Genomic DNA, 12,780 nt, shown 5'->3' with positions numbered 1-12,780 from the left:
TTTTCCACTGCCGTGGCGGACCTGCTACCGGGTATTGCCTTGCGGGACACGCCGTAAACCCATCCATGGGGGCTCGGCTGCGGCCGTCCTGGCCGCAGACGGTCCCGCAAGGCAATACCCGGTATCAGGCCCTTCGCGCGGGGCTTCGTGGCACCAACACTCGCCAGCACAGAGCCATGCCGCTAAACTGCACAGCTTGAACCAGAGAAGGTGTTGTCGTGAAGCCAGCGGAAGTCACGCAGAAGATCAGCGAACAGCTGAGTTCCATGCGCAAATCTGAGCGCAAGGTTGCGGAATATATCCTCGCCAATCCCGGCGAAATCATACATATGCGTATCGTCGATCTCGCCACCGAGGCCCAGGTGAGCGAGCCAACCGTGGTGCGTTTCTGTCGTGCGGTGGGTTGTTCCGGATTCCAGGAATTCAAGCTCAGCCTCGCGCAGCAGCTGGCGTCCAGCCCGAGCTTCGGCCAGATCGCGGTTACCGAAACAGACACCATCGCCGAATACAAGCGCAAGGTCTTCGACTCCACCGTCGACACCCTGCTCAACGTGCGCGACAAGATCGACGGCCGCGCTCTGGAGGCCGCCGTGGCCGCTATCGCCGCCGCCAAGCGGGTGGAATTCTTCGGTTTTGGTGCCTCCGGTGCCGTGGCCGCCGATGCCCAGCACAAGTTTTTCCGCCTGCAGATGGCCACCGCAGCGCACTCCGACCACCATATGCAGAGCATGTCGGCGATGAGCATGCAGCCCGGCGATGTCGTGGTCGCCATCTCCCAGAGCGGCCGCACTTCCTCGCTGTTGCGCTCCATGGAAATGGCCAAGCAGCAGGGCGCCACGGTCATCGGACTCGGCCCCAGCGGCTCTCCCATGACACGCCAGTCCAGTATTCCGCTGGAAGTGGATGTGGAAGAAGATATCGAGCTGTATACGCCACTCTCCTCCCGCATCGCCCATCTGGTGGTGATCGATGTGCTTGCCATCGGTGTCGCCCAGCGCAAAGGCCCACAGCTGCAGGAGCACCTGCTGAAACTGAAGAAAGGTCTCTACAATCTCCGGGAAGAAAAGCACTAACTTCCCCTAAAAGACCCGAACAGGACGCAAAATGCACGGAAGCAGCGGCCAAGATGCGGAAAGCCCCACCGAAGTACAAAGTCTTGGCACCCCGCAAAAGCGCCTGATCCTGATCGCGGCCCTGATCCAGGGGCTCGCGCTTTACGCTCTCAAGTTCTTCGACGCCGTCGAGCAATGGTCTGCGGTGTGGCAGTTCCTCTGCTACACCGTGGTGATTGCCATTCCACCGCTGGTGATCGTTACCATCGCGCCGCGACTGGCGCGGGGTTACTGGTGGATTGTTGGCGGCTACACCGTATTACTTGCACTGGTCGCCAGCTACCGGGGTTTCCAGTGCACCCCCGCGGACACAATCAATTGTGGCTGGCCCTACGACTTTTGCATCGCGGTAGTTATTGCCACTTTTGTTGTCTCCTTTCTGTTGCGCGCCAGTGCCACCAGTGCAAAAAAGCTTCAGCAACCAAGCTATCCCGCACAGTTTCACTACTCATGGGATACCGCACTGACGGCTTGCCTGACCATCGTATTCACCGGAATTTTCTGGCTGATCCTTATCTTGTGGAAGTCCCTGTTCACACTGGTGGGCGTGGATTTTTTCAAGATACTGTTTGAAAAGGACTGGTTCTTCTATCCCGTCACCTGGCTGGTCGCCGGCTGTGGTGCCATTCTGTTCCGCTCCCAGCAAAGCTTTGTACTGACGCTGAAGCGCCTGCTGCGCACCATGCTGGTGGCGCTGTTGCCTCTGCTAGCGGTACTCACCATCGTGTTTCTGGCGACTCTGCCATTCACCGGTCTGCAACCGATCTGGGATACCGGACGTGGCAGTGCACTGCTGCTGTGGCTGGTCGCGTTGCTACTGTTCTTTACCAATGGGGTGATCCAGGATGAATACCCCTTTTCCCGTTATCCCAGGTGGATAAATGGGGTACTGCTGCTGGCATTGATCGTGGCGCCGTTTTACACCGCGTTTGCGCTCTACGGGCTGACCCTGCGAGTCCAGCAATACGGCTGGACCCCCGAGCGGCTGTGGGGCGGTGTGGTAACGCTGACCCTGGCACTACTCGCGATCAGTTACAGCATTTCGATCCTGTACCGGCGGGGTCACTGGGCGGACCTGTTGGCGCGGATCAATACCGGGCTAGCACTGTGGGTGCTGGCGGTGTGCCTTATAACCCAGTCGCCACTGGCCAACTTCTGGCGTATCAGCGCTGATAACCAGTTGGCGCGGCTGCAAGATGGGCGTGTTGAGCTGGGGGAGTTTGATTTCTTTTTCCTGCGCCAGAAGCTGGGGCGCCCGGGACTTGAAGCACTGCAGCGAGCGAAGGAGTTGCCTTCCGTTAAACGGGACACCACTGTCACAAGCTACCTGGATGGTCTCATTGCAAAAAAAGTGGAGCACCATTGGCGCCTTCAGGAAAACCCGCTGCGGGAAGTCGAACGACAAAAAACACTGAAGGATTTGGAAGTGCTGCCTGCGGGCAAGTCGCTGGCAACGGACTTTACCTTCGATGCTCGTCACCATGAATGCCTACAGGAGAACCGCCAGTGTTTCTGGCTCGCGCAGGATATTGATGGCGACGGCAGCGATGAATACCTGCTGTTCATCCACAGCGGAGAACGTGTTGAACACCGGGATAACCAGTACCTGTTGGATATCGCTCTCTATGGCACCGTCGACAGCGAGTGGCGCTTGATTCACAAAAAACACCGTCAAACCGACGAGGATGTCGCCACACTGAAAAGCAAACTTTCGAAAGGCCCGCGCAACCTGCGCCCACCCCGCTGGCAGAGCTTGTATATAGGCGATGAACTGCTGTTCGACCCTACCCAATAGGTGGATGACCACAAATTCGACAACTGCCATGGAAACTGAAGGCTGCCCCCGTTACCATGCCGGCGCCCGCCGGTGGACAGCGCCGATTTGACTGCCCGAAGCCGGGATTGCCCGACCTTACCCCTGTACCCGAGTTTGTATGCCCCCGAATTTCTTCGACGCCGAAGGCAAGCCACCCCGCTGGCTCGCCCCCTGTCTCGCCGCGCTGGTGGCGCTGACGCCCTTTGCCATCGATACCTACCTGCCGGCGATTCCGGCGATGGCGGCGGCACTGGGAGTCGAGGTGGCGCAGGTGCAGCACTCGGTATCCAGCTACCTGCTGGGTTTTGCGGTGGGGCAGATCTTCGGCGGGCCACTGTCAGACCGCTGGGGACGTATCCTGGTGGGCACCATCGGCCTTAGCATCTTTATCGCCAGCACCGCCCTGATCCTGTTTGCCAACAACGTGGAAGTGCTGGTGGCACTGCGCTTCTGCCAGGCGGTGGGCGGCGGCTTTGCCACAGTGATCTGCGGCGCCATTGTGCGCGACCTCTACCATGGCCGCGAGGCGGCGCGGATCATGTCGATGATCGCTACCATGATGCTGATCGCCCCCATGGTCGCGCCGGTGATTGGCGCCACCCTGCTGACCTTTGGCGACTGGCACGCGATCTTTATCTTCCTGCTGGTGTACGGCCTGCTGATGATGGTGCTGGTGCGGGGCATTTTGCCGGAGACGGTTTCCCGCTTCCGCCGCGCCAAGCGTCAGCGGCAGTCGCGGCGCAGCATGCTCAAAGGCTACGTACAAATTTTCCGCTGCCGGCGCGCGCTGGGCTTCCTGTTCGGGCAGGCATTTGTGAGTGGCTGCATGTTTATCTACATCACCACCGCGCCCTTTGTGTTTATGGAGCACTTTGGCGTTAGCTCGCAGCACTTTCCGCTACTGTTTGGGAGCTGTGTGCTGGGGCTGGTGATTCTGGTGCAGCTGAACATCCGCCTCCTCAAAGTATTTGAGCCGCGGCAGATTCTGGCGGTGGGTATCAGCCTACAGGCGCTGTCCTGCGTACTGTTGCTGGCCAGCACCCTGTATTTTGGCGACCAGCAGCCACTGCTGGCGTGGATGATCCCGCTGGTGATGGCAATGGGCGTGATCGGCATCATCACCCCGAATTCCGCCGCCTGTTATCTGGAGTTTTTCCCCAATATCAGTGGCACCGCCAATGCGCTGTACGGCGCTTCGCTGTTTATTTTTGGCGGAGTACTGGGCGGCGCGGTAAATGCGGTACATACCGGCACCCTGGTGCCGATCGCGGCGGGTATGCTGTGCTGCTCGGCCGCCGCGCTGTGCCTGGTACTGTTCGTCGCCAGGGCGCGACAGCCGATCGGGATCGAGGAACGGGTAAAGTAGGAGAAAACTAGAGCAGCCCCTCTGCCTTCATCGCCTTCTGTACTCCTTCACGCTGGCCCATGCGCTCGACAAACGCCCTGAGCTTGGGCCAGCCGCTTGTTGACACATCTACCTTGCTGCACCAGCTGTACAGGGTGAACAGGTAGGCGTCTACGATGCAGAAATCGTCGCCCATCAGGTAGTCTCCACCCATGCTGTCTTCGAGGTACTGGAAGCGTTTCACCAGCCTTTCCTTGGCCTCCGCTTTTTCCTCGTCGCTGCCGCCCCAGAACAGGGGTACGAAGGATTTGTGTACCTCGGTGGAAAGGTAGTTCAGCCACTCCAGTACCCGGTAGTGATCCAGTGAGCCCTGCTCCGGTGCCAGCTTTTTCTCCGGCTTCTGTTCCGCCAGGAACTGCACGATCGCCGGCCCCTCCGTCAGGACCTCACCCCCCTCCAGCTGAAGCGCGGGTACATAGCCCTTGGGGTTCACTTCCCTGTAGTCACCGCCACTCTCGGTTTCCTTGGTCTTCAGATTGACCTTGCACAGCTCCAGATCAATTCCCGCCTCGCAGGCGACGATGTGCGGCGACAGGGAACAGGCGCCGGGGGCGTAAAACAGCTTCATTGCTTTCTCCGTGATGTGAAATTAGCCGCGACCGTGAGGCGCGCTGTAATCCAGTTCCGGGCCCACCGGCACGATACCGGTGGGATTGATATTGCGGTGGCTGGCGTAGTAGTGGGTCTTGATATGGTGGAAGTCCACCGTATCGGCGACCCCTTCCCACTGGTACAGCTCACGCACATAGCCCCAAAGGTTGGAGTAGTCCGCAAGCCGCTGTTTGTTGCACTTGAAGTGGCCGTGGTACACCGCATCAAAGCGGATCAGTGTGGTGAACAGCCGCCAGTCCGCCTCGGTAATACTTTCACCGGTGAGGTAGCGGTTGTCACCCAGTCGCTGCTCCAGTTGCTCCATTACCTCGAACAGGCGGTGGTAGGCGGACTCGTAGGCCTCCTTGCTGGTCGCGAAACCTGCACGATAAACGCCATTGTTAACGTTTTCGTAAACCAGGGCGTTGGTGGCATCGATATCGCCGTGTAGATCCTGTGGATAAAAGTCCTGCTGGTCGCCAGTGAGCTCGTTGAACGCCGTGTTGAACATGCGGATGATTTCCGCAGACTCGTTGCTGACGATGCACTCGCGCTGTTTGTCCCACAACACCGGCACGGTAACCCGCCCGGAGTAATCGGAGCGATTGCGGGTGTAGATCTGGTGCAGGAACTCGCTGCCGTACAGGTCGTCACCGGTGCTGCCTTCCTCCTTATCGAAGGTCCAGCCGTTTTCCATCATGTAGGGACTGACCACCGACACAGTGATGTAGTCATTGAGTCCCTTGAGCTCGCGGAAGATCAGTGTTCGGTGCGCCCAAGGGCAGGCGAGGGAGACATACAGGTGATAGCGACCTTTTTCTGCCGCGAACCCGCCTTCACCACTGGGACCGGCACTGCCGTCGGCGGTGATCCAGTTGCGCAACTGCGCCGCCTCCCGCTCGAATTCGCCGCCGCTCTTGTCGGTGTCATACCACTGATCTTTCCATTCGCCTTTTACCAGCAATCCCATCGAACGATCCCCTTACTTGCTCTTCACTTTGGCCATGGCGTGGTCGAAACTGAATCTGCCCGCTCCGGCACAGGCCAGGATCAGGAAGCCACCGGCGATGGTGATGTTTTTCATAAACATGATCTGTTGCATCTGATCACCGGGGACGTTGTGGAACATCCAGGCGCTGATCACACAGAAGGCGGCAAAAGCCACTGCCACCCAGCGGGTGAAGAAACCGAAGAGAATTGCCAGGCCGCCACCCAGCTCCAGCAGGATGACCAGTGGCAGGAAAAATCCGGGAACGCCAGCGGCCGCCATATATTCCTGGGTACCAGCGTAGGCGCCGATCTTGCTGTAGCCGGCGACAATAAACATGATCGACATCAGAATGCGCGCCACCAGTTTGGTGAAGTCGCAAAGTACACCGTTGTTCATAGCGAAGTCCTCATTGGGCACCCTTTAAAAAAACCGGGAAAGCGGGGTTTAAGGGTGGAAGTGTAGAAAGTGACAACGCTGTTCAGTGTAATTCGGAATTTCGAAACAAAAATCGCAGATATTCGACGGAATAGACCCAATTTTTAGGAATGAAGGCGGGTTATTTGCGGAACCCCGCCAGTATCTGGTCCATCACCTGCGAAACTTTCGCGCCCTCACTTCCGGCTGCCGGATGATGGCCCCGGCCGTTCAGGTGTTTGACCATGTTTTCGATATGGAAGTACTGGATGTTCTCCGGATGGGCGATTTCGACGGTTTCCAAACCTTCATCGGTTTCGAGCACCAGCGGTTGGTCGGCAAACACGGAAAAGCGGATGTTGCCCTCGCTGCCGTAAATCACCACTTCGTCCGCGTATGTATTGGCGCCGAAGTTCCAGAAGCCGGCACCGGTGGAGCCACTGCCAAACACCCAGCAGGCGGAGACCGCATCTTCGGCGTCGTAAAGGTTCTGCTGATTCACTGCGATTCCCCTGGCCTCCGAGATATCCCCAGCCAGGTGGATAAACAGGTCGAGACCATGGCAGGCCAGGTCGACGAAATGCCCGCCGCCGGCAACCGCCGGATCGGTGCGCCAGTCGTATTCCGGCGACAGGTCCGCGGCGGAGGGCGCGCGGGAATAGCTCCAGTTGATATGGCGAATGGCACCGACTCTGCCGCTGTCTATCCACGCCTTAACCTGGTTGAAGCGGGGCAGGGAGCGGCGGTAGTAGGCCACAAACAGCTGTGCGTCCTTACCTTCAAAAGCCTCGGCTATCTCCTGGCACTCGGTGAAATTAAGCGCCATCGGCTTTTCCAGGCAGCAATGTTTGTTAGCGCCCGCCACCTTCAGCGCGTACTCGCGGTGGCTGCCGGGAGGTGTTGCCACGTAAATAGCATCGATCTCCGGGTCGTTTATCAGCTCGTCGGCGCTTTGGTAGGTTTTCGGCACATCGTGGCGTGCGGCGTAGTCCTTGAGCTTTTCCCGGTCCCGGCGCATCACCGCCAGCAGCCTGGAGCCCGGCACCTTGTTGAAGGCGGGGCCACTTTTTACCTCGGTGACATTACCGCAGCCGATAATGCCCCAGTTGATTACTTGCATGTCCTGCATCATTTGCTTTGCCGCCCCGGTCGAGAATTGAGTGGTAGTAGCAGGCTGAACGGGGTATGAGTACTCACTCCAACGGAGGCAGCCCCTCGCGCAGCGCGCGCAGTAGTAGGCAGGCAGCGGGGCCGGCACGATCGCGATCGGCGTACACGAGATAAACGGTTACATCCCGCTCCCAGGGTTCTTCGGTGCGCAGCGGCAATAGCCGGTCGGCAGATAGGGAATCGCGAATGCGGGTCTGTGGCAGCCAGGCAAAGCCGAGGCCGCGCTCAATCAAGTCGATGGAGGTGTGTACGTTGGTGACGGTGATACGCTGATCAGAACCGAGCCAACCCGCATCTTGGCGATTTTTCAGCGCGGAGTCCCGCATCACGATTTGACGCGCCGCTTTCAGATCCTCCCGGTTCACCGCACGCCCCAGCTGGTGCAGCGGATGATCCGGGTGCGCCACCGGGACAAACTTCACCCGCGACACCGGCTCACCCACGAAGCCCTGGGGCACCCGTGCTGTGAGGATAAAATCCACCTCCTGTTGCAACAACAGCTCCTCGCCACCGGACAATACGGTCTCGCGGATTTCCAGGCGGGTGTGGGGATATTCGACAGCGAAGCGCTCCACCGCATTGAACAGCGCCTCGTAATCGAACAGTACATCCACCGCCAGTCTCAATTGCGCCTCGGTGCCCTCGGCGAGGCTCGCGGCAACCGACTCCAGTGCCTCCGCTTCGTCCAGCAGGCCACCGGCACGATTCAGCAATACGCGACCGGCGTCAGTCAGCTCGGCCTTGCGCCCGCGCACTTCCAGCAGGGAGACCCCGAGGCTTTCCTGCAACTTGTGCACCGCGTGATTGATGGAGGACTGGCTCTTGTGCACCGCCTCTGCGGCCTGGGAAAAACCACCGTGCTCCACCACTGCCTGAAACATTCGCCACTGTTCCAGTGTTACCTTGGCCATGGACTGTCCTTTGTCTGCTCCGGATATCGTATTTCGATTTGTAATACGGAGTATGGATTGATCTATCGAGCCGTTCGAATATTAGCTGCGATTATTTGCCATTTTCTGGCGATTTTATCGGCCTATACTGCCGGAAATGGAGGAACAGAACCATGTCAAAAGTCACATCAGATAGCGCAACCAACGCCAGCATCCGCCCCGCAGCACGTGTGGTGGCGGGACATCCCTCCGCCGATGGCGCAGGGGTCAAGATTCACCGGGTGGCGGGCTTCCAGTCCCAGGACTTCAGCCCGTTCCTGATGATCGACGAGATCCGCTCGGAAAACCCGGATGACTATATCGCCGGATTTCCCCCGCACCCGCACCGGGGTATCGAGACCCTCACCTATATGTTGAGTGGCGAATTCGAGCACCAGGATCACCTGGGTAACCGCGGTGCCATCAATGAAGGCGGCGCCCAGTGGATGCGCGCCGGTCGCGGCATCATCCATTCGGAGATGCCGTCCCAGGGCGAGGGCGGTATGCACGGCTTCCAGCTGTGGATCAACATGGCGGCCAAGGACAAAATGAACAAGCCGGACTGGCGGGATATTCAACCCGAGCAGGTGCGGGAAGTATCTCTGGATGATCGCGGTTCCCTGATTCGCCTGATCGCGGGCCAGTGGCAAGTGGCGGGTGAGCCCCAAAGCGCACCGCTGCTGGACGCCGCAGCGGCCGCCTCGGTTGCCGACTTGCGACTCGCACCCGGTGCCGAAACCACTCTGGAACTACCTCCGGAGCACACCGCGCTGGTGTATATCTACCGCGGCGCCCTGCAAACAGAGCGCGGAATCGTGAATCGCGGCAATTTGGTGTTGTTTGGAACTGGTCAGTCGCTACAATTGCGCGCGCCCGAGGGTGAGCCAGGTGAAAGCACTGGCTTGCTGATACTGCACGGGCAACCTCTAAACGAGCCAGTAGTGCATTACGGACCCTTCGTGATGAATACCCGCGAGCAAATCGAGCAAACCTTGCGCGACTACAATAACGGCACGCTGACGGATTGAGCACGGATTAAACAGAGTGCGCACCGACCACACCCGGCGCGCACATTATTTTTTGAGGTACCCCCTTGGGCATGGACGTCTATTACATCTTCTGTTTTCTCGCCGCTGTCTCCGTGTTCCTCGGGTTCCTCAATCAATACGTGCTGCGCACCCAGACCACCATCGCCATCACCGCAGGCTCTCTGGCGCTGTCGCTGATTGTTACCGGTCTCGGCAAGATGGAAGTGGTGGAATTGCGCGACTGGATATCGCAGCTGCTGCCGCTGATGAACCTGCAAGACCTGCTGCTGAAAGGCATGCTGGGCTTCCTTCTGTTTGCCGGCAGCCTGCACATCGACCTGTTGATGCTGCGCAACCAGAAAATCGAGATTACCGTGCTGGCAATTGTCGGCACTCTGATTTCAACGTTTGCCGTGGGCTACCTGCTGTACGGGTTCCTCGCCCTGATCGGTATACCGGCGAACCTGGTGTACTGCCTGCTGTTCGGCGCGCTGATTTCTCCCACCGACCCGATTGCGGTGCTCGCCATCATAAAAAGCCTGAAGGCACCGGAGCAGATCTCGATCCAGGTGGAAGGCGAGTCGCTGTTCAACGACGGCTTCGGCATGGTGGTTTTTGCAGTGATCTACGCGCTGGCCTTTCAGGGTGCGGACCCCACGCTGCCTGCCATCAGCCACCTGTTCTTGGTGGAAGCCCTGGGCGGTATCGCACTGGGGCTCGCCATCGGCGGGCTGTTTCACTGGCTAATCTGCTCCACCAACGAGCACAGCCTGGAACTGCTGCTAACCCTGGTTATCCCCACCGCGGGCTTTGCCACCGCCAATATTCTCGGTGTGTCAGGGGCCCTGGCAATGGTGGTGGCGGGGATCATCATCGGCAACTTTACCCGCGAGCGCGGCTTCTCGCGGGTGAGCCAGCACGAACTGGACAACTTCTGGACCATTACCGAAGAGTTTCTCAACGGTATCCTGTTCCTGCTGGTGGGCCTGTTCCTGATCACCATCGACTTCCAGCCCATCGACTATGTGCTGATCATTGCGGCCATTGTGATCGTGCTGATTGGCCGCGTCCTGGCGGTGGGCGTGCCTTTCCAGTTTCTCAAGCGGCACCGCAGTTACCACCCCTACACGGAGCGCATCCTGATCTGGGGCGGGTTGCGCGGCGGCCTGGCGCTGGCGCTGGCGATGTCGATACCGGCGGGGTACGCCGTCGGCGGCAATGCCGACGACAGCAACCAAGACCTGCGACACCTGTGGGTGGTGATGACCTACGGCGTGGTAGTCTTTTCCATCGTGGTGCAGGGCTCGACCATCGCCCCGCTGATTCGCCGCAGTCGCGCCGCGATCAGCCCCGAGACCGGCGGCCCAAGCCCGCAACCCGACTGACACTGCCGCTCCAGCGGCATACTTTGTACAAACACAAGAACAGGCCATGCCGCACGATAACTACCTCCTGCAGACCGTCATTTTTCTCGCCGCCGCTGTTTTCTCCGTACCCCTGGCCAAACGCCTGGGGTTTGGTTCTGTGCTGGGCTACCTGGTAGCGGGCGTTCTGATTGGCCCGCACGCCTTCGGTCTGGTCGGCGATACCAGTGACGAGTTGCACTTCGCCGAATTCGGCGTGGCATTGATGCTGTTCCTGATCGGGCTCGAACTGCAACCGCGTAAGCTATGGGCACTTCGCGGATCCATTTTCGGCACTGGCGGCGCCCAGGTAGTGCTCACCGCGACAGCGGTCGCGCTGATTGCCATTTACGCCTTTGGTAACAGCGTCCGTGCCGGTATCGCCATTGGCCTGATCCTCGCGCTGTCATCGACCGCTATCGTGCTGCAGTCGCTCTCGGAGAAAAACCTGCTCAATACCGAGGGCGGGCGCAATGCCTTCAGCGTACTGCTGTTTCAGGATATCGCGGTCATCCCTATCCTCGCGCTGTTGCCACTGCTGGCGACCGTCGAAATCGCCCAGGACCCCGATGACCTGCAGGGCTGGGCCTATGCCCTGGCGGTGCTCGGCGCGGTTACCGGGCTGGTGCTGGCCGGGCGTTACCTGCTGACCCCGTTACTGCGGCTGGTCGTGGGTTCACGTACCCGCGAGCTGTTCACCGCCTGCTCGCTGCTGATTGTGCTCAGCGCCGCGGCGATCATGAGCTGGCTGGAACTGTCCCCAGCACTCGGCACCTTCATTGCTGGCGTAGTGCTGGCGGACAGCGAGTTCCGCCACGAACTGGAAGCGGATATCCAGCCATTCAAAGGCCTGTTGCTGGGTCTGTTTTTCCTCGCCGTAGGGGCCAATCTGGATCTCGCGCTGGTGATGGCCAAGCCACTACTGCTGCTGGCGCTGCTGGCTCTACTGGTAACGGTGAAATTTGTCATCCTGTATGCACTGGCGCGGTTTCGCGGCATGGCGAGAGGCGAGGACTGGCTGTTTGCGCTGTCGCTCGCCCAGGCCGGTGAGTTTGGCTTTGTGTTGCTGGCCTATGCCAGCCAGAACCACGTGCTGCCTAGCGATGTGAGCAGTGTGCTGATTGCGCTGATCGCCCTGTCCATGGCATTCACGCCATTGCTGCTGCTCGCCTACGAGCGACTCATTCAGCCGCGCTTCTTTACCGGTCCGCGGCAACCGGACCTGCCAGAAACCGATCCACACGACGACGGATCCCCGGTAATCATTATTGGCTATGGCCGCTACGGCCAGATTGCCGGTCGTCTGCTCAATGCCAGCGGCTTTGACACCACGCTGCTGGAACACAACGCGGAACAGCTGGAGCTGGTGCGCCGTTACGGTATCAAGGCGTACTACGGTGATGCCTCTCGCGAGGATCTGCTGCACGCGGCGGGTGCGGAGAACGCGAAAATCGTGATCCTGACCCTCAGCGACCAGGCCGCTTCCCTGGAAATCGTCAGCCGCATCCAGAAACACTTCCCACACGTCACCATCCTGGCGCGCGCCCGCAACCGCATGCACCAGTATGCGCTGATGGAAGCGGGGGTGAAGTACATCTACCGGGAAACCGTCGACAGCGCCCTGGAAATCGGCGCTGGAGCGCTGCAGTTACTGGGCCTGTCAAAGCACCAGGCCCAGCGCGCCGCGCGCAAGTTCAAACAGCATGACCAACGTATGCTGGAATCCCTGTTTCCCTACTGGCGCGACGAATCCCAGCATGTGGCGCAGACCAAGATTTACCGCGAGCAGCTATTACAGGCGCTGAGGGAGGATCGGCGGGATCCAGACCTGCATCTGGACCACCACTGGAAAGACAGCGGGCACCACCAGGAAAAGACCAAGGACTCCACAGGAGGTAAGAAGGTGCAGCCCGGTCTGTGA

The 12,780-nt window shown here is 59.5% G+C and carries 11 protein-coding genes; 6 read left to right on the top strand and 5 right to left on the bottom strand.

Going from position 1 to position 12,780, the window contains the following annotated elements; translation table 11 throughout:
* The first annotated feature begins 218 nt into the window (after positions 1–218).
* The 3 genes from hexR to LC059_RS08255 all read left to right on the top strand — a co-directional run bounded on the left by hexR (position 219) and on the right by LC059_RS08255 (position 4,294).
* Positions 219–1,073: a transcriptional regulator HexR gene (hexR, locus tag LC059_RS08265; RefSeq protein WP_226703375.1), complete on the top strand. Its 855-nt coding sequence runs from the start codon at positions 219–221 to the stop codon at positions 1,071–1,073.
* 31 nt (positions 1,074–1,104) lie between these two features.
* Entirely contained in the window at positions 1,105–2,907 is a 1,803-nt protein-coding gene (locus tag LC059_RS08260; protein ID WP_226703374.1) for a DUF4153 domain-containing protein, read from the top strand.
* 139 nt (positions 2,908–3,046) lie between these two features.
* Complete coding sequence (locus LC059_RS08255) at positions 3,047–4,294, top strand: multidrug effflux MFS transporter (protein WP_226703373.1); 1,248 nt, start codon at positions 3,047–3,049, stop codon at positions 4,292–4,294.
* A gap of 7 nt (positions 4,295–4,301) precedes the next feature.
* Here the strand turns inward: LC059_RS08255 and gstA are convergent, their stop codons facing one another.
* The 5 genes from gstA to LC059_RS08230 form a co-directional block, all read right to left on the bottom strand.
* Positions 4,302–4,901, bottom strand: coding sequence for a glutathione transferase GstA (gene gstA, locus LC059_RS08250; protein ID WP_226703372.1), 600 nt, complete (start codon positions 4,899–4,901; stop codon positions 4,302–4,304).
* Positions 4,902–4,922: 21 nt separating this feature from the next.
* The gene (locus LC059_RS08245) at positions 4,923–5,894 is read right to left on the bottom strand and encodes a glutathione S-transferase family protein (RefSeq protein ID WP_226703371.1); all 972 of its coding nucleotides are present in this window, start codon (positions 5,892–5,894) and stop codon (positions 4,923–4,925) included.
* A gap of 12 nt (positions 5,895–5,906) precedes the next feature.
* The gene (locus LC059_RS08240) at positions 5,907–6,311 is read right to left on the bottom strand and encodes a DoxX family protein (protein ID WP_226703370.1); all 405 of its coding nucleotides are present in this window, start codon (positions 6,309–6,311) and stop codon (positions 5,907–5,909) included.
* Positions 6,312–6,471: 160 nt separating this feature from the next.
* The gene (locus LC059_RS08235) at positions 6,472–7,449 is read right to left on the bottom strand and encodes a Gfo/Idh/MocA family protein (RefSeq protein WP_226703369.1); all 978 of its coding nucleotides are present in this window, start codon (positions 7,447–7,449) and stop codon (positions 6,472–6,474) included.
* A 73-nt stretch (positions 7,450–7,522) separates the two neighbouring features.
* Complete coding sequence (locus tag LC059_RS08230) at positions 7,523–8,410, bottom strand: LysR family transcriptional regulator (RefSeq protein ID WP_226703368.1); 888 nt, start codon at positions 8,408–8,410, stop codon at positions 7,523–7,525.
* A gap of 152 nt (positions 8,411–8,562) precedes the next feature.
* Between LC059_RS08230 and LC059_RS08225 the strand changes: the two genes are divergently transcribed.
* The 3 genes from LC059_RS08225 to LC059_RS08215 all read left to right on the top strand — a co-directional run bounded on the left by LC059_RS08225 (position 8,563) and on the right by LC059_RS08215 (position 12,780).
* Positions 8,563–9,456 carry a pirin family protein gene (locus LC059_RS08225; RefSeq protein ID WP_226703367.1) on the top strand — a complete coding sequence of 298 codons (894 nt, stop codon included), beginning with the start codon at positions 8,563–8,565 and terminating at the stop codon, positions 9,454–9,456.
* A 71-nt stretch (positions 9,457–9,527) separates the two neighbouring features.
* Positions 9,528–10,841, top strand: a complete 1,314-nt coding sequence (locus LC059_RS08220; protein ID WP_226703366.1) for a cation:proton antiporter — start codon at positions 9,528–9,530, stop codon at positions 10,839–10,841.
* Between the two features lie 46 nt (positions 10,842–10,887).
* Positions 10,888–12,780 (top strand): monovalent cation:proton antiporter-2 (CPA2) family protein, encoded by a 1,893-nt coding sequence (locus LC059_RS08215; RefSeq protein WP_226703365.1) that lies wholly within the window; start codon positions 10,888–10,890, stop codon positions 12,778–12,780.

This window comes from Microbulbifer elongatus, from assembly GCF_020524885.1.
Classification (GTDB): Bacteria; Pseudomonadota; Gammaproteobacteria; order Pseudomonadales; family Cellvibrionaceae; genus Microbulbifer; species Microbulbifer elongatus_A.
Note: the sequence above shows the minus strand (reverse complement) of the source record. Positions and strands in the feature narration are given on the sequence as shown.

Coding starts and splice junctions, on each gene's coding strand:
- LC059_RS08260 (WP_226703374.1), top strand. CDS start 1,105: ATGCACGGAAGCAGCGGCCAAGATGCGGAAAGCCCCACCGAAGTACAA.
- LC059_RS08255 (WP_226703373.1), top strand. CDS start 3,047: ATGCCCCCGAATTTCTTCGACGCCGAAGGCAAGCCACCCCGCTGGCTC.
- gstA (WP_226703372.1), bottom strand. CDS start 4,901: ATGAAGCTGTTTTACGCCCCCGGCGCCTGTTCCCTGTCGCCGCACATC.
- LC059_RS08245 (WP_226703371.1), bottom strand. CDS start 5,894: ATGGGATTGCTGGTAAAAGGCGAATGGAAAGATCAGTGGTATGACACC.
- LC059_RS08240 (WP_226703370.1), bottom strand. CDS start 6,311: ATGAACAACGGTGTACTTTGCGACTTCACCAAACTGGTGGCGCGCATT.
- LC059_RS08235 (WP_226703369.1), bottom strand. CDS start 7,449: ATGCAAGTAATCAACTGGGGCATTATCGGCTGCGGTAATGTCACCGAG.
- LC059_RS08230 (WP_226703368.1), bottom strand. CDS start 8,410: ATGGCCAAGGTAACACTGGAACAGTGGCGAATGTTTCAGGCAGTGGTG.
- LC059_RS08225 (WP_226703367.1), top strand. CDS start 8,563: ATGTCAAAAGTCACATCAGATAGCGCAACCAACGCCAGCATCCGCCCC.
- LC059_RS08220 (WP_226703366.1), top strand. CDS start 9,528: ATGGACGTCTATTACATCTTCTGTTTTCTCGCCGCTGTCTCCGTGTTC.
- LC059_RS08215 (WP_226703365.1), top strand. CDS start 10,888: ATGCCGCACGATAACTACCTCCTGCAGACCGTCATTTTTCTCGCCGCC.